Here is a 17,108-nt window from a genome sequence, read left to right as displayed (position 1 = left end):
TATTTAAAATGTTACGTTAAGACCAAAAGTATAAGATGACATTATCAGATCGCTGTATTGATTCCATTCCGGATCATATCCTTTTGGATAGTTAGAGAATGCGGGTAAATCATTTGCACTGAAGTATAATCTAAGTTTGTTAACAGAGAATTTCTTTGTAAATGAAGAAGGAATAGTATAGCCGAAAGTTATATTTTTTACTCTTAGATATCCACCATTAAAGATATAGAAGTCGCTGTTAGCAAATGTATTAGATAAGTTTGATGTCAACATAGGATATTTTACTTTTGCATTTTCTGTATCAGAATTTGAAGGACTCCAATGGCTATCGATCAAGATTGAGGGGCAAGAATATGCTTGATAGTTAAATGGAGTTATTGCCCAATTCCAATATACATTTTGATGTCCTATACCTTGAAATGATAGATTGAAATCGAAGTTGTTCCACTCTGCCCATAAAGAACCTCCAAACTGATATTCAGGCAAAGAGTTTCCTAAACGAACACGGTCGTTAGACGCGGTAATTATTCCATCGCCATCAATATCAGTGTATTGGATACAACCGGCTTTATCATTATTTGTTAGTACTGGAATTTTATTTCCATTTGTATCATACATAGCGTCATTATTTAAGATAATGCCTTTACTCTTATAGCCGTAGAACTCGTTATAATAGGAACCTTCTTCTGTAATCATATTTCCGTTTATTACTTGTCTGTCAGCCATATACCCCATCTTTGAACGATAATCTGAAATATTAAAGCTTGCGCCATATTTAACTTTGTCTATCATATCGTTCCAAGAAAATTCAAGATCCCACCCTTTGGTATGCATATCTGCAGCATTGTTTTCTGGAGAGTTATAACCGAAATATGAAGGGAATCCAATTGTTAGTAACATATCAGTAGTTTTTTTGTAATAGTAATCTCCGGAAAAGCGTAAACGATTACGCATCATAGTCAGGTCAATTCCAACTCCGTATGTAGTAGTTGTTTCCCATGTTATATCGTTAAATGCGTATGTTGTTTGGTATGCTGTTTGAACAACATCAGCAGAACCAGTTGAAGCATTCGGAAGAAAACCAGTTCCAAATGTTAATGCTGCTTGATACGGGAATTCCGATCCAATACGCTCATTACCTAATTGACCAATTGATGCACGAATTTTTAAGTAATTGATGATACCGTCTTTTTTGAACCATGGTTCTTCAGAGATTACCCAGCCAAGACTGACAGAAGGGAAAGTGCCCCAGCGGTGACCTTTTGCAAAACGTGAAGATCCATCAGAACGAATATTAGCTTGTAACATATAGCGATCTGCCCACGAATACATAATACGACCGAATATAGACCGATATGCGTTATGCCCCGCAGAACCATAGTTATATTGATAATCTTCAGGGCCTAAATTTAAATAAGGGAAATTAACCAAATTATAATTAGTTCTGTAAGCTCCTTCATTTTCCCAATTATAAGAGTAGTCTTCGTAACCGGCCATGACATTCATGGAATGAAGATATAATTGAAATTTGTAGTTTGCATAGAACTGCATGGTAAGGCTATGTGTGTCATTTCGAGCCTCAGTAACTGTTGTTGAACCAAATCCACTTCCGACAACTTTATCACCACTTATATTATAGACAGTATATTTTTTACGGTGATTCTTTTCTTTATAGAAATAATAAGTTGGTGCTGCTACGGCGGAAAGTGTTAAATTTTTGATAGGAGTTAAATCTAACTGAATTTTCCCGCTGAATTTATAAGAACGACCGAGTATCGAACCTCCAAACTCATGAGCGGCTATAGGATTATCGCCATCTTTTGCATCTGCATAAGTTCCATTTGACCAATATGCATTAAATAAAGGAGAACGAGCCATAAAATCCCTCATAACAGATCCCTCTATGTTATGTGGTGTTCTTTGATGTGTATATGCTAAATTTAAATCTACATTTGCATGTATCCAATTACTTATTTTCCAGTCATTATTAGAACGAGCATTGAATCTTTCATAATTTTTATAGTCATAAAGAGCATTTGCATTATAATAGTTTAAACTAAAATTAGTTTTTATATTATCAGTTCCACCAGATAAAGAGAATGTATGGCGTTGATGATTTGTTGTTTTATGTAATCCTAAATTCATCCAATTGGTGTCAGGATAACTATCAGTATCTTTTTCCCTATAAGAAGCATAATTATTAATGAGATCTTCAGAATATGCAGAATATAATGAAGATGCTCCGTCATTATAACGATATTCATTATATCCTTTCATCCATTCTACAATATTGGCATACTTTGGTTTTTCTGTTGCGGCATCAATACCATATTCAACATTATACGACATTTTAAAATCCTTGTTAGTAGCGCGTTTTGTAGTAATTAGAATAACACCGGCAGCTGCGCGAGAACCATAGATTGCAGCTGATGCTGCATCTTTCAAAACCTGAATATCTTTTACGTCTTCAGATGCGACATCATTAATATTGCCAGGAACACCATCTACAATAACAAGAGGGTCATTTGTTGACATGGTAGTTACACCGCGGACACGAATGGTAGCACCTGCGCTTGGATCACTACTTGAACGTGTAATTTGAACACCTGCAATTTGACCTTGCAGCTGAGATGATAATTGCGGTGTATTCTTTGCTGTGATTTTTTCGCCACTAACAGAAGATGTAGCACCTGTTAAATCCGTTTTGCGAGCAGTTCCATAACCAATTACTACCACTTCATCTAAAGCTTCGGTATCTTCTGCAAGAGTGATTATTAAAGAGTTTTTCCCATTGACAGCTATCTCTTCTGATTTATAACCAATATAGGAAATAACTAAAATGGCATTACTATTAACAGATATGATATAATTCCCATCTATATCAGTGATCGTCCCGTTCATGGTTCCTTTTTCAAGTACATTGGCTCCAATAATCGGTTCTCCTTTGCTATCAACGACTTTACCTTTGACAGCTTTGTTTTGATTAATGCCTTGATTGGAAAGTGTTGAGTTCGGACTCCCATCAATCACCCCCTTTTTGGTCAGGATAATTTTTTTATCTAAGATGATATAAGTTATATCCGTCCCTTCGAAAAGTTTATTAAGTATTTCATAAACAGTTTTATTCTTAACTGAAAATGATACCAAACGATTTAGATCAATGTGTTTATTATTAAAGAAGAATCCAAAATCAGATTTCGTTTCAATTTGAGTTAAAACATTTTCAACTGTTTGATTCTTGGCATTAATAGTAAATTCCGTGTTTTGCGCGTATGTATCCGCTGCATAACATATTCCGACCGAACAAAAGAGAAATAATAAAAACAGTCTCATAAACAAAGGTATTTGTTTCAAAATAAAGGGTATAGTCTTTAATGTCCAATAATTTTGGGCTTTTAATAGTTTATGCATAATTTTGTAACGACTTAATGGTTAATAAAAAAGTTGTTTGTTTAAGCAAACAATTAATTTTCCATGCGACAGATACGGCAATATCTGCCGCATGTTTTTCTAAGGAGGTATAAAATTGTTTTTCATAAGTATTTAAATTTTAAGAGTTAATAGTTTAATAAACTTCTATTTTCTGTTTTTCATCTTTTATATTAGGACTTTCTATATATTTCCATTTGATACCGGAAGAAATTTTGAAGTATTCCATAATTCTTTCAAAACGTTGGTTCGTAAACGAGCCGGTAAATGAATAATTCTGGAAGTGTTTTTCATTTTTAAAAACAAACTCGACATTAAAACGTTTGCTAATTAAATAGAAGGCTTCTAATATAGGAGTATTATGGAAAATGAGCATCCCATCTTTCCAAGCTGTTTCTGTAATGCAATTAGTTGAATATAACTTTAGCTCAGCTTTTTCAGTATTCAATATTAACTTTTGCTTTGGTCGAATCTTAATCTGTTTAGGTATGTTGGATTTGTCATGATAAATAAATCCTAAGCTTCCTTCTACAAGTGTGGTGGTTATATAGTGATCTTTTTCATAGGCTTCAACATTAAAGGAAGTACCATATACTTTTATTTGTGACCGGTTGGGAGTTGAAATGATGAATTGTTTATCCTTATTTTTGGCAACTTTGAAGAAAGCTTCGCCAATTAGTTCTACTTTCCTTGCAGCACCTGTAAATTTTGTAGGGTATCGTAAGGTTGATTCGGAATTTAAACACACCAAAGTACTGTCTGGCAGGGTTACAGATGTAATCATTCCCGGATTAGTTTTTATTTCTATCATCTGTCCTGATTCCGGTATTATCTTATCAAAAGATTGGTAAATAATACCTATTAATAAAGGGATAGATAGCAGTGCTGCTATACGTTGCGTCCATTTCCACCATCCGATTCTTTTGTTTTTTTGAATATGATGTTTGACTTTTGCAAAAGCTTCTTCGGTATCTACCTGTTTCAATGCCAACAAAGTATCGGATGCTAAATTGATGGAGAGAATTTGATTTACTATCTTCTGGTGAACATTACTCTCGTTTAGCCATTCTTCTACACGTTTTGTTTCTTCTACATTGGTTAACCCTTCACAATACCGTGGCAGAAGTTCTTCGATTTGTTGATATGTCGAATCTTGTTCCATGCAAATACCCTTTTATATTAATGACAAATGAAAGCATAAAGTTCCTAAACGAAAAATTATTTTCTGTGAATAAATTATTATCTTTGTTTCCAAATAGGGTAAACAACATGGGGTAGTTGAAGACAATAATCTTATTTGCGACTTACAGAAAGGTAATGAAACCGCGTTTAATGTAATATTCAAAAAGTATTACCCTGTTTTATGTGCCTATGCGTCAAGGTTTGTTGAATTTGAAGATGCGGAAAGTATTGTTCAGGATTTGATGACGTGGATGTGGGAGAATCGTGAATTTATAACTATTGAATCATCGTTGAGCAACTATTTATTTCGGTCGGTATATAATAGGACACTGACACTTATCACTCGAAAAGAAGTAGAGAAAAAGGCTGCTGCAGAATTTTATATGCGTCGGAATGAACTTGTTTTAGAAGATATTAATCGTTATCAGATAGAAGAGTTGATAAAAAGAATAGAGGAGGCTATTCAAAAATTGCCTGATTCTTACCGTGAAGCGTTTGTAATGCACAGATTTAAGAATATGACTTATAAGGAGATTGCTATGCGATTAAAAGTTTCATCTAAAACGATAGATTATCGAATTCAACAAGCACTAAAGTTATTAAGGGTAGAATTAAAGGATTATTTGCCTTTGATCTTTATCTTGTTTAAAGACTTGTTGTAACCTGTAGATAGAGAAAAAGGCCTGTAGTAAATTTTATAAAGAAAAATATCAATGATTGGCGCCAAAAGTAATATATTTATTCAGCAATATCATTCGCCATGTGGTGATTTGCTGCTCGCTTCTTTCGAGGATAAACTGTGTTTGTGCGATTGGCTCAACGAGAAACATGATAAAGCGGTAATAATAAAACGGCTTGAGACGGCTCTGCGTGCAGAACTGATTGAGATTCCTTCGGACGTGACGAAAGCTGCTGGTTGTGAGTTGGATGAATATTTTGCCGGAAAGCGGACGATGTTTAATACCCCTCTTTGGATGATCGGAACAGATTTTCAAAAGTCAGTATGGAGAGCTTTGCTTTCTATTCCGTATGGTACTACCAAATCGTATGGGGAGTTGGCCGTACAAATAGGGAATTCAAAGGCTGTTCGTGCCGTAGGTGCTGCTAATGGTGCTAATGGCATTTCTATTTTTATTCCCTGCCATCGAGTTATAGGAAAAAATCATTGTCTGACAGGTTATGCCGGAGGTTTGGAAGCTAAGAAATATCTACTTGATTTAGAAAATAAGGTGCATAATGATAGAGCATAAATATTAGAAGGAAGAAATTAATGTAATATGTACCTCTGAATCCATAATTTTTTGGAATAAATCTTATTTAATAGTTGCCACAATATATTCCGATTGTGTTCCGATGCGAAATTTTGCGCCCCAAATGCCCAGCCCTGAGCTGACGTAATAATACGTATTACCTCGTTGGTGTGGCCCGAATGCATCTTCGTAAATAGCATCGGTAATCCATGAAAGCGGCCAAACCTGTCCATAATGTGTGTGTCCGGCGAACTCGAAATCTACTTTATTCTGTTCTGCCTCTTCCAAATGGTAAGGCTGATGATCCAGTTCTATGATATATTTCGAACGGTCGATGTTTTGCATTACTTCGGAAAGCGATTTACGTTGAGGATTTGTCCTGTCATCTCGTCCAACGATAGCTAAATCACCTATATAGACAATGGAATCTTGAAGAATATGAATGCCGGCATCCTCGCAGAACTTTTTATCGGAGGTGATTCTGGTGTAGTAGTCGTGATTTCCGTAAATGGCATAGACTGGAGCATTAAGATTCTTGAACTCTTCTGCAGTATGTTCCTCTAAAATAGGACGGACAGACCGGTCGACGATATCACCGGCTATGAGGATAGCGTCAGGATTTTCTTTGTTTATCAGATTAATCCAGCGGTGCAAGTCGGAACGTTTATTATGGTATCCTAAATGCATATCGCTGATAAGCACTACTTTCATCGGTTTTGAAACTTTCTTTTCCGAAGTGAGTGTTATCTCAACCTTTTTCTTATTGTTATAATGAATATTTGCGTATGTGAAGAGCACAACCATAGAAAAGAAAATAGAAAGGCTTCCTATTATGCTGTTGTGTGTAAAGCTACTCGGAATAAGGTGTAATACAGTTCCTACATTGAGTAAAAGGAAAAGTATCACCAAATAGAGTAAAATAATGAGCCATGCAGTACCCATCTCATAAAGGATAGTGGCTAAAGACATGGGTAATTTGTCTAATTGTCCGGACATACTGAAAAAGAATGTAAAGAAAGGCAGAACCATTAAAACAACGACCGATATCTTAAATGGTGTTGACAAGGGTAAAATATTCCATATTTGCCAAGAAATATAAACTTGTCCGGCAATGGGCAATAACATAAATAGTAGAAATATATATTTCATTTTATGACTTATTTCCTGACAAAAATAAAATAAATAATTTAATTATGATGAGTCCGATGATTTTAAAAACAAAATTCAATGGTCTTTATAGCATACATGACATCGATTATTAGTTTTTGGGGAAAGAATCAATAAAGTAGATAAAGTGATGCCAATCACTCTTCGTGTTAACGGTCATGAACTTCTTTGGTGATGGCCATAAAACTGTTTGATGATGGGCATCACTTTGAAGAATGATGGTCATCTGTTCAATAGTTGTTGACCAACTCTATTAGTATATATAAAAATAACGTTAAAGATTTATCGGAAGATTCGTGTCATATATTAGGGAGTATAGCTGATTTTATGCAGTTTTGTAAACTAAATAGAGAAATTTTGACTATGAGGAAAACTTTATACTATCTTGTTGTCGTTCAAGTATGCTGGTTGTTTGTAGAACCTTTACGTGCTGCAATTACAACTGAAGTGTCTTGTTTATCAGCGTTCAGTTGGTTTCAAAACAATTGTCAGTGTTGAGGCTGTTAATGTTGAAGTTCCTGTTGGAACGGCTCCTCGTTTGCCTTTTCAAGTTTGGATTACTTATTCGGATGGTACGTCAGAATACAGGCAGGCAAAATGGATGAATTCATCTCCGGCTGCAGAGGAGGCAGAAGCAAATGCTAATATTAATCCCGTTGGAACAGTGTATTTAATACAGGGCTATGTTCTTGGTGATAATACAACTCCGAATAGGTGATCCGAATGCTTCGTTGAATGCTGCTATTAATGCCATGCGTCCGGGTAACCTTCCGGAATTGGAGGATTTAAGCGAATTGGTTCCTCTGATTGATAAAGCAAAGAAAGATGGGAAAGAAGACGCGAAGCTGTAGGATGCTATTGGTTATGCCGAGATGGTTGTGAAGTATGTTAGCGATGGCAGTGGAACCATGGATATGATTCAGCGTGCAACTTCAAGGCTGAAGGCTGTCATGAAATGAGAAACAGTGTATTATATTCTTGTCGTTAGGCTAATTAAATCAGTCATCAAGAAACTTTGAAAAGTGAACCATATAAATTAACTAACTTATACGGATAATTCACTTGTTTCACTAATGTGAAACGAAAAACTCTCCTGATGAATATGGCAACTTATATGTCTTTCTTTCCACATTCATACATTGGAAACTGTAGTTGTATAAGATTATTTTTTAAAGTCGTGTATTAATTTAAAGAAATAGTGATGCCCAATCACATTATTTTGAATTCGTCGTCCCCGTTATTTTATTCTTTTTTCTCCTTTGTATTTGTTCTGGCCTCAACAACATTTACAACGTAGTCACCTAATTTCTCGCATTCGTTAATTATATCCATATAATAGACACCTATTTGATAATCGTATGCTTTGTTGTTGACATCGGTAATGTTCTGATTTTTTAGGTGAGAACGGAAGTTATTAATTTCGTTTTCCAAATTATAAACCTGATTAACGTCCAAACTTTCTTTATTGTCAATCAGTTTATCCATTTGATTCAAAGACTGATTGATTAAGAAAAGCATGTGTTGAATATGGTTATACTGTGTTTCTGTGAAATCTTTATCCCCGTTATGCTTATGATTAATGGTGCGGGCCAGATTGTAGCAGCTGTCACCGATACTTTCTATTTCGGAAATCTCTCGAAGCATAGCACGAATTTTTCCTTTTGTTTCTGGGCTTAGATGAGCATTGCTGACATTATCCAGATACTTGGCGATTTCAATCTCCATACTATCCGATATGTTTTCATATTTCTCAATTCGGGAAAACAGTTTGGCAAATTCCGCGTCATCTTTCAAATTGAGCAGTGTCTGGACAAAGCCGAACATGCGGTGAATACGCTTGGCGAAGTTCTGTATTTCTTTTTGTGCCTCAAGGACAGAGAGTTCAGGAGTTTCAAGGAACCCACTGCTGATAAAGCGTAAACGGAAATCATCTTCCTCGTCATTCTTCTTTGGTTTGATAACTTTACAGACAAGTTTCTCAATTTGAGGGATGAACCAAATGAGAATGGCAGTATTGGATATATTGAATGATGTATGGAATGCAGCTAAAACAAATGAAAGTTTTGCGGCATTAGCAAGAAATTTCGGATCGGATTTAGTAAGCGTTTCATCATAACCTACGACTCCGCAAACCATATCCACAAACAGATGGAAGATACACAATACCCATATCACGCCAAATACATTAAAGAACATGTGCGCCAAAGCTGCTCGACGGGCTTGTGTATTAGCTGTTAACGCGATGATATTTGATGTAACAGTCGTTCCTATGTTCTCACCCATGACCAATGCAATGCCCTGATAGATTGGAAGAACTCCGCTGGAGCAAAGAATCATGGTGATAGCCATAATAGCAGCTGACGATTGCACACACATAGTCATTATACTACCTATTAATAAAAAGGTAATGGTAGTGATAAAACTTTTTGGATTGAAAGATGAAAAGAAGTCAAGAACGGATTGATTTTCCGATAAGTGCATGTCTATTCCGGTTTGTCTTAGTGTGCCAAGTCCTAAGAACATAAATGCCACACCAAATAAAAAATCGCCAAGACTCTTTTTGTTTTTAGTATAACAAAGAATGATGGCGATTACAAATGTTGGATAAACGAAATCGGTTATATTAAACGAGAAGCCTGCGCTCATGATCCACGCGGTAAGTGTAGTACCGATGTTGGCTCCCATAATTACTGAAATGGCTTGTGCTAAAGTGAGGAGACCGGCATTGACGAAAGAGACGGTCATGACGGTTGTTGCTGTTGATGATTGAACTGCTGCTGTTACAAAAGTACCGGTCAGCATTCCGGTGAATCGGTTGGTAGTCATTTTTTGTAGAACGTGTCGTAACTGGCTACCTGCCATCTTCTGTAAACTTTCGCTCATAGATTTCATTCCATACATCAGTAGGGCTAATGATCCAATGAGCTTGAAAAAGATCCAAATCGACATATTTTAATCAATTTTATGATACGTATTCGAAGATTTATAAAAAGTTCTCCCTATCTTTAAACAATTGAAAAATAAATTGTAGTGAGAATGGAACACATGTTACAAATCTGTTGCAAAAATAATAATATTTCTAAAGAATTCCCAATTGGGAGCTCTCTTTTGGAAATTTATAATGGATTTAATTTGGCTATGCCCTATGGGGTAGTCAGCGCGAAAGTGAATAATGTTGTTGAAGGTTTGAATTTTCGGGTATATAATAATAAGGATGTGGAGTTTCTTGATGTTACATCCGCTTCAGCCATGCGAACTTATGTTCGTTCGCTTTGCTTTGTGATGTGTAAAGCGGTAGAAGATCTTTATCCTAATGGAGACTTTATTATGGAACATCCGGTTTCAAAGGGTTATTATATCTGTTTGACTATCGGTCGTGAAATTGGACTGGATGATGTGATGCGCTTGAAACAACGTATGCAGGAGATTATTGATCAGGATATTCCATTCCATCGCTTTGAGGCACATACGTCGGATGTTGCGGAACTTTTCAAAATGAAAGGCCGTGAGGATAAGGTTCGTTTAGTTAACTCTACAGGTAAGTTATATTCTCATTATTATACATTGGGAGAGTGTGTGGATTACTATTATGGTTGTCTGCTTCCGAGTACAGGATTCATAAAGAAATGGGATCTCGTTAAGTATTATGACGGTGTTTTACTTCGTGTTCCGAAGCAGTCGAATCCCAATGAACTTGAGGATATAGTAAAACAGGACAAGATGCTTGAGGTGTTTAAAGAAACCCGTCGTTGGAATAGAATTATTGGCGTATCGAATGTGGGGGATTTTAACTTGGTTGCGTCTAAAGGTTTTACTTCAGATATGATTAAAGTGTCGGAAGCTTTGCAGGAAAAGAAGATTTCAAATATTGCCGATGAAATTTATCGTCGTAATCAGGGGGAACACCATGTTCGCATAGTACTCATCTCCGGTCCTTCATCTTCCGGTAAAACCACATTTAGTAAACGACTCAGTGTCCAATTGATGGCTAATGGTTTAAGACCTTATCCTGTTTCGTTAGACAACTATTTCCTTGACCGTGAGCATACTCCGAAAGATGAGAACGGTGATTATGATTTTGAGTCTCTTTATGCACTTGATTTGGATTACTTTAATCAACAATTACAAGACTTGTTGACAGGTAAGGAAGTGATGTTGCCAAAGTTTAACTTTACTACGGGAAAACGAGAATCGGATAAGAAGTTGAAACTTGATGAGAATATGATTCTTATATTAGAGGGGATTCATGCCTTAAATCCGGAATTGGCTTCACATATCCCGGATGAGGAAAAATATAGGATATATGTGTCGGCTTTGACAACTATTCAGTTGGATGATCATAATAATATTCCTACTACCGACAACCGTTTACTTCGTCGTATTGTGCGTGATTATAAATATCGTAATTATTCGGCTGAGGAGACTATCTGTCGTTGGCCAAGCGTGCGGAGAGGTGAGGATAAGTGGATTTTCCCTTATCAGGAGAATGCTGATGCGATGTTCAATTCGGCTTTGCTTTTTGAGTTGGCTGTTATTAAGGATGTAGCCGAACCTATATTAAGAAAGGTTCCCGAGGATTGTCCGGAATATTCTGAAGCTTATCGCTTGAGCAAGTTCTTAAGTTATATTAAGTCAATTCCAAGTCGCGAAATTCCGCCAACTTCTCTGTTACGTGAATTTTTGGGTGGCAGTAGTTTTAAATACTAAAGAAATATTTTTGGAAAAGGTCGGTTGTTATCTGAATTATAGCTAATTTTGTCATTGGTTAAATTAAGAAAGATGCCACAGAAGTCAACTCAAATACAGACTCAGTCAATACAGCAGGTTCAGACTTTATCGCCACAACAGATTATGGTGGTAAAGTTGTTGGAGTTGCCTAAGCAGGAATTCGAGGAACGAATCCAAACGGAGATTCTTGATAATCCTGCATTGGAGACGGTGGATAAAGCTGTTGAAGGTGGAAGTGATGATTATGAAATGGAGGAGTACGGTGAAAAAGAGGACCGTCAGGGTGATGAGGAAGGTTTTCTTGGAAATGATGATGATTCTCCGTCCGATTATTCCGATAACGATTCTTTGAGCGATTACCGTACGGAGGATGACATTCCTGATTATAAACTTCAGGAACAAAATCGAAATAGAGGAGAGGTTGCTGAGGAGATTCCTTTCTCTGATATAACTTCCTTTTATGATGAATTGAAAGATCAGTTGATGATGCAGAATTTGACAGAAAAGGAGCGAGGTATTGGTGAGTATCTGATTGGATCGCTGGATGATGACGGCCTTTTGCGTAAGTCTCTCTCGTCTGTAGCTGATGAATTGGCTATTTATCAGGGCGTTAATGCGAATGAGGATGAGTTGCGGAAGATATTAAAGGTTATTCAGTCGTTCGATCCGGCGGGAATAGGAGCTCGTGACCTTCAAGAGTGTTTATTGCTTCAGATAAGGCGTAAACCGGATTCTCCATTGAAAAAAATAGAGCAGGATATCATTACAAGATGTCTTGATGACTTCATGAAGAAGAATAAGGATCGGATTATTCAACGATTGAATATTACAGAGGAGACGTATCAGGAGGCTTTAACTGAACTGACAAAATTAAATCCACGCCCAGGGAGTTCTTTGGGGGAAGCTATCGGAAAGAATTTTCAACAAATTATTCCGGATTTTATTATTGATGCCGATGATGATGGTAATGTAACAGTCAGCCTGAATAATTGGAATGTGCCGGAACTTCGTTTAAGTCGTGAGTTTTCTCAGATGCTCGATGAGCAAATTCGAAATAAAGATAATCAAAGTAAATCACAGAAAGATGCATTTTTGTTTCTGAAACAGAAAGTAGATGCCGCACAAGGATTTATTAATGCGGTGAAGCAGCGCCAACATACATTGATAGTTACTATGAATGCGATAGTTGATATACAGAAAGCATTCTTTCAAACGGGCGATGAATCTCTGCTGAAACCAATGATTCTTAAGGATGTAGCGGAAAGAGCACATTTGGATATATCTACAGTATCAAGAGTCAGTAACAGTAAATATGCGCAGACTAATTTTGGTATCTACCCGCTGAAGTTCTTTTTTATTGCCGGATTTAAGAAGAATGATGACGATGATGAGATACTCTCTTCGCATGAGATAAAACGAATTTTAAGAGAATGTGTGGATGAGGAAGATAAGAATTCACCGTTGACGGATGATGAGTTAGCTTCGTTGCTGAAAAAGAAAGGTTATCCGATAGCCCGCCGTACCGTGGCGAAATATCGGTTGCAGTTGAATATACCAACTGCTCGTTTAAGGAGAGAATAAGAATAAAATGATACAAGAAGAATTGAATGAAATAGAAAAAAAGAAACCGATCGATGCACTGAACTTTAGTGCTCATGCTATTTCTGTCATTTTTACGCCTTTCCTGATTCCGGTATTGGCTTTCTTTTTGTTACTTTTCTGCACTTATCTGCGTATTATTCCATTAAATTATCGGTTGCAGGTGATCATACTCGTTGGAAGTTTTACTTACCTTATTCCTATGGCTGCCATTTACTTGTTTCAACGGGTAAATGGGTGGGGAATAAAGGAGCTTAGTGTGCGTGAGCGCCGTTACGTTCCTTATGTACTTACTATTATCAGCTATCTTACTTGTTTGATTACCATGTATCGTATGCATCTGCCCCGTTATATGACAGGCATCATTATCGCTTCTTTGCTCTGCATGATATGTTGTACACTTATTAACTTTCGCTATAAAATTAGTATTCATGTGGCTAGTAGCGGACTGATGGTAGGAGGCTTGGTTTCTTACTGTATGCTTTTTAATTTTAATCCTATCGGTTGGCTCTCCTTGTTTATCTTATTGTCAGGAATGCTTGGAACAGCCAGAATAATTATCGTTCATCATACGTTATTGGAGATATTATTAGGATTTCTTGTTGGATTGTTTTGTGGAATCATTGGAATTTTGTTTATTTGAATGAAATTTAAAATTAAATACTAACCTTATTAATTAAAGACATTATGAATTTCCCTAACAATGTACGTTACACCAGCGAGCATGAATGGATTCGTGTTGAAGGTGACATTGCTTATGTAGGCATTACAGATTATGCGCAAGATCAGTTGGGTGACATCGTTTTTGTTGACATTCCTACTGTTGGAGAGAAAATTGGCAAAGGCGAAACTTTTGGGACTATCGAAGTTGTAAAGACTGTTTCTGACTTATTCCTTCCGGTTGCAGGTGAAGTGTTGGAAGAGAATGAGAATTTAGCCGATGAGCCAGAGTTAGTAAACAAAGATCCTTATGGTGATGGATGGCTTATCAAGATTAAACCGGATAATGCTGCCGAAATAAACGAACTGCTGGATGCTGAAGCTTATAAGGCATTAGTGAGCGAGAAATAAATTTTAAAATCAATGTAGAATCGTGTGGATGGGTGGGCGAAAGCTTCTCTCCACACGATTATTGTAATAAATAAGTTTTATGAAACCGTTAGTAAGTATTATTATGGGTAGCACTTCCGACCTTCCGGTCATGGAGAAAGCTGCTAAATTACTGGATGAGATGCGAATTCCTTTTGAGATTAACGCACTTTCCGCGCATCGTACTCCCGAGGCTGTTGAGAATTTTGCAAAGAATGCTGCTGATCGTGGTCTGAAGGTTATCATTGCCGGAGCCGGTATGGCTGCTGCTCTTCCGGGAGTGATTGCTGCCAATACCACACTTCCTGTCATTGGAGTACCTATCAAAGGTTCTGTTCTCGATGGGGTTGATGCCCTTTATTCTATTATTCAGATGCCTCCCGGTATTCCTGTTGCGACCGTTGCTATCAATGGAGCTATGAATGCCGCTATCTTGGCTGTGCAAATGCTTGCTTTGAGCGATGCTGAATTAATGGAAAAGTTTGCTTCCTATAAGGAAAGTTTGAAACAGAAAATAGAGAAAGCAAACGTTGATCTCAAGGAAGTAAAATATGACTATAAAACGAATTAATTTATGATCGATCTTTTCAATTATTCCCGTCGCGAATCATCTGTTGTAAATGTAGGAGCTACTCCGCTGGGTGGTGAGAATCCTATTCGTATTCAGAGTATGACAAATACGTCGACTATGGATACTGAAAGAAGTGTGGCCCAGTCTATTAGAATTATTAAGGAGGGGGGGGAATATGTTCGTCTGACAACGCAAGGAGTGCCCGAGGCAAAAAATCTGGCAAATATCAACGCAGGAATCCGTCAAGCCGGATATGATACGCCATTGGTAGCTGATGTTCACTTTAATGCAAATGTAGCAGATGTGGCCGCGATATACGCTGAGGCTGTTCGTATCAATCCCGGAAATTATGTGGATCCGGGACGTACCTTCAAACAGCTGGAATATACAGATGAAGAATATGCGAAGGAAATAGAAAAGATTCGTGCTCGATTAATTCCTTTTATTAATATATGTAAGGAAAATCATACGGCAGTTCGTATCGGAGTGAACCATGGTTCGCTTTCCGACCGGATTATGTCGCGTTATGGCAATACACAAGCAGGAATGGTAGAGTCGTGTATGGAGTTCCTCCGCGTCTTTGTAGAACAGCATTTTACTGATGTGGTTATTTCCATTAAGGCTTCAAATACTATTATTATGGTAAAGACTGTCCGGCTGTTGGTCGATAGAATGGAGAAGGAAGGTATGAACTTTCCACTGCATCTTGGTGTAACGGAAGCAGGAGGCGGTGAGGACGGACGAATAAAATCGGCTATTGGTATCGGTGCTTTGCTGGCTGATGGTTTGGGAGATACTATTCGTGTTTCATTGAGCGAAGCTCCCGAAGCAGAGATTCCTGTAGCGATGAAGTTGCGTGATTATATGTTGGAGCGTGAGGGACATCCGTATATTCCGGGCAAGGAAGCAGCGGTTTTTAATTATTTAGATCCTTCGCGACGTGAGACTGTGGCTGTCCATAATATAGGTGGAAATAATGTACCGGTGGTTATCTCTGCGCGTATGACCGGAGATAAAAAGGAAATGGATCAACGGTTTAAACCCGATTATATCTATTACGGATCGGAACTGCCGACTGATAGAGATGAGTCTGTTCCTGCCATTGTGGATGCTAATCATTGGGTACCCGATGAGAAGAACTGCTTTCCGGCATTCAATAATGAGCATCTTTTTGAGTTGCATTACTGTTCTGCCGATATGAAGTTCCTTTTTTTGCCTTTCTTGGGCTTTAGCGATGAGGCTTTGGCAGCATTGCGTCATCATCCGGAAGTGGTAGTTATTGCTCAGAGCAATCATCAGAACCGTCTGGGCGAGTTCAGGGCATTAGTTCATGAGCTGATGAACGAAGGTTTGAAGAACCCGGTTGTATTCTTTCAGCATTATAAAGAGGAACAGCTGGAAGACTTGCAGATTAAGTCGGCTGCCGATATGGGAGCACTCATGGTTGATGGGGTATGCGATGGTGTTTTTTTGTTCAATCAAGGAAATATTGCATCGGGTGTAGTGGATGAGACGGCTTTCAGTATTCTTCAGGGGGGACGTTTGCGCATGAGTAAGACGGAATATATCTCTTGTCCCGGCTGTGGTCGGACTTTATATGATTTGGAAGAGACCATTCAACGGATTCAGATGGCAACTTCTACATTGAAAGGTTTAAAGATTGGAATCATGGGATGTATTGTCAATGGTCCCGGTGAGATGGCCGATGCTGATTACGGATATGTTGGAGCTGCGCGTGGAAAGGTCAGCTTGTATAAGAAGAAAGTGTGTGTTGAGAAGAATATTCCACAAGAAAAGGCAGTGGAACGACTCATTCAGCTCATTAAAGATTCCGGCGATTGGAAAGAATAAGTTTTGGTGTTTAAAGTAAAATAAATTATTCTTTAACCTTCAACAGAAATTCTATAGTCTTTTGATGATTTTTCCAACTGATATGTATGAGTTATTAAGTTTATCAGAAGTTTTCTGACTTATACTGATATAAGTAGACACATTTAATAACCATAAAAATGTGTATAACTTATGCGTAAAAAGTACAAACATTACAGTGAGGAAGAAAAATTAAATCTTCTTCGCGAGTATGAGGAGTCTGG

General features: G+C 37.4%; 14 protein-coding genes. 10 read left to right on the top strand and 4 right to left on the bottom strand.

Annotated elements, in window-relative coordinates; translation table 11 throughout:
- Window positions 1–3: 3 nt before the first annotated feature.
- Entirely contained in the window at window positions 4–3,333 is a 3,330-nt protein-coding gene (locus LO761_RS04980; RefSeq protein ID WP_272817230.1) for a TonB-dependent receptor, read from the bottom strand.
- A gap of 232 nt (window positions 3,334–3,565) precedes the next feature.
- Window positions 3,566–4,591 carry a FecR family protein gene (locus LO761_RS04975; protein ID WP_272817229.1) on the bottom strand — a complete coding sequence of 342 codons (1,026 nt, stop codon included), beginning with the start codon at window positions 4,589–4,591 and terminating at the stop codon, window positions 3,566–3,568.
- A gap of 133 nt (window positions 4,592–4,724) precedes the next feature.
- Here LO761_RS04975 and LO761_RS04970 point away from each other — a divergent pair, with 133 nt between their 5' ends.
- Complete coding sequence (locus LO761_RS04970; protein WP_272817300.1) at window positions 4,725–5,273, top strand: RNA polymerase sigma-70 factor; 549 nt, start codon at window positions 4,725–4,727, stop codon at window positions 5,271–5,273.
- A gap of 54 nt (window positions 5,274–5,327) precedes the next feature.
- Window positions 5,328–5,861, top strand: coding sequence for a methylated-DNA--[protein]-cysteine S-methyltransferase (locus tag LO761_RS04965; RefSeq protein WP_272817299.1), 534 nt, complete (start codon window positions 5,328–5,330; stop codon window positions 5,859–5,861).
- Window positions 5,862–5,924: 63 nt separating this feature from the next.
- On the opposite strand, the gene LO761_RS04960 is transcribed toward LO761_RS04965, so the two are convergent.
- Complete coding sequence (locus LO761_RS04960) at window positions 5,925–7,010, bottom strand: metallophosphoesterase (protein WP_272817228.1); 1,086 nt, start codon at window positions 7,008–7,010, stop codon at window positions 5,925–5,927.
- A gap of 445 nt (window positions 7,011–7,455) precedes the next feature.
- Between LO761_RS04960 and LO761_RS04955 the strand changes: the two genes are divergently transcribed.
- Together LO761_RS04955 and LO761_RS04950 are read left to right on the top strand one after the other, a co-directional pair.
- Window positions 7,456–7,746, top strand: coding sequence for an Ig-like domain-containing protein (locus LO761_RS04955; RefSeq protein WP_272817227.1), 291 nt, complete (start codon window positions 7,456–7,458; stop codon window positions 7,744–7,746).
- Window positions 7,718–7,879, top strand: a complete 162-nt coding sequence (locus tag LO761_RS04950; protein ID WP_272817226.1) for a hypothetical protein — start codon at window positions 7,718–7,720, stop codon at window positions 7,877–7,879. The genes LO761_RS04955 and LO761_RS04950 overlap by 29 nt, the downstream gene beginning before the upstream one ends.
- Before the next feature lie 391 nt (window positions 7,880–8,270).
- Here LO761_RS04950 and LO761_RS04945 read toward each other — a convergent pair whose 3' ends face one another.
- Complete coding sequence (locus LO761_RS04945) at window positions 8,271–9,977, bottom strand: Na/Pi cotransporter family protein (protein WP_272817225.1); 1,707 nt, start codon at window positions 9,975–9,977, stop codon at window positions 8,271–8,273.
- An 87-nt stretch (window positions 9,978–10,064) separates the two neighbouring features.
- Between LO761_RS04945 and LO761_RS04940 the strand changes: the two genes are divergently transcribed.
- The 6 genes from LO761_RS04940 (at window position 10,065) to LO761_RS04915 (ending at window position 16,866) form a co-directional block, all read left to right on the top strand.
- Window positions 10,065–11,735: a nucleoside kinase gene (locus LO761_RS04940; RefSeq protein WP_272817224.1), complete on the top strand. Its 1,671-nt coding sequence runs from the start codon at window positions 10,065–10,067 to the stop codon at window positions 11,733–11,735.
- 72 nt (window positions 11,736–11,807) lie between these two features.
- Window positions 11,808–13,337: an RNA polymerase factor sigma-54 gene (rpoN, locus tag LO761_RS04935; protein ID WP_272817223.1), complete on the top strand. Its 1,530-nt coding sequence runs from the start codon at window positions 11,808–11,810 to the stop codon at window positions 13,335–13,337.
- A 7-nt stretch (window positions 13,338–13,344) separates the two neighbouring features.
- Window positions 13,345–13,998 carry a hypothetical protein gene (locus tag LO761_RS04930; RefSeq protein WP_272817222.1) on the top strand — a complete coding sequence of 218 codons (654 nt, stop codon included), beginning with the start codon at window positions 13,345–13,347 and terminating at the stop codon, window positions 13,996–13,998.
- A gap of 44 nt (window positions 13,999–14,042) precedes the next feature.
- Complete coding sequence (gene gcvH, locus LO761_RS04925) at window positions 14,043–14,426, top strand: glycine cleavage system protein GcvH (protein ID WP_272817221.1); 384 nt, start codon at window positions 14,043–14,045, stop codon at window positions 14,424–14,426.
- A 79-nt stretch (window positions 14,427–14,505) separates the two neighbouring features.
- Window positions 14,506–15,015 carry a 5-(carboxyamino)imidazole ribonucleotide mutase gene (gene purE / locus LO761_RS04920; protein ID WP_272817220.1) on the top strand — a complete coding sequence of 170 codons (510 nt, stop codon included), beginning with the start codon at window positions 14,506–14,508 and terminating at the stop codon, window positions 15,013–15,015.
- A 6-nt stretch (window positions 15,016–15,021) separates the two neighbouring features.
- A complete protein-coding gene (locus tag LO761_RS04915; RefSeq protein ID WP_272817298.1) occupies window positions 15,022–16,866 on the top strand; it encodes a 4-hydroxy-3-methylbut-2-en-1-yl diphosphate synthase in 1,845 nt (614 codons plus the stop codon).
- The last annotated feature ends 242 nt before the right edge of the window (window positions 16,867–17,108 follow it).

Source organism: Phocaeicola oris (assembly GCF_021295095.1).
In the GTDB taxonomy this organism is placed as follows: domain Bacteria; phylum Bacteroidota; class Bacteroidia; order Bacteroidales; family Bacteroidaceae; genus Phocaeicola; species Phocaeicola oris.
The sequence above is the reverse complement of the archived record's forward strand: the minus strand, read 5'-3'. Positions and strand labels throughout refer to the sequence as shown.

Coding starts and splice junctions, on each gene's coding strand:
- gcvH (WP_272817221.1), top strand. CDS start 14,043: ATGAATTTCCCTAACAATGTACGTTACACCAGCGAGCATGAATGGATT.
- purE (WP_272817220.1), top strand. CDS start 14,506: ATGAAACCGTTAGTAAGTATTATTATGGGTAGCACTTCCGACCTTCCG.
- LO761_RS04930 (WP_272817222.1), top strand. CDS start 13,345: ATGATACAAGAAGAATTGAATGAAATAGAAAAAAAGAAACCGATCGAT.
- LO761_RS04945 (WP_272817225.1), bottom strand. CDS start 9,977: ATGTCGATTTGGATCTTTTTCAAGCTCATTGGATCATTAGCCCTACTG.
- LO761_RS04980 (WP_272817230.1), bottom strand. CDS start 3,333: ATGAGACTGTTTTTATTATTTCTCTTTTGTTCGGTCGGAATATGTTAT.
- LO761_RS04940 (WP_272817224.1), top strand. CDS start 10,065: ATGGAACACATGTTACAAATCTGTTGCAAAAATAATAATATTTCTAAA.
- rpoN (WP_272817223.1), top strand. CDS start 11,808: ATGCCACAGAAGTCAACTCAAATACAGACTCAGTCAATACAGCAGGTT.
- LO761_RS04960 (WP_272817228.1), bottom strand. CDS start 7,010: ATGAAATATATATTTCTACTATTTATGTTATTGCCCATTGCCGGACAA.
- LO761_RS04975 (WP_272817229.1), bottom strand. CDS start 4,591: ATGGAACAAGATTCGACATATCAACAAATCGAAGAACTTCTGCCACGG.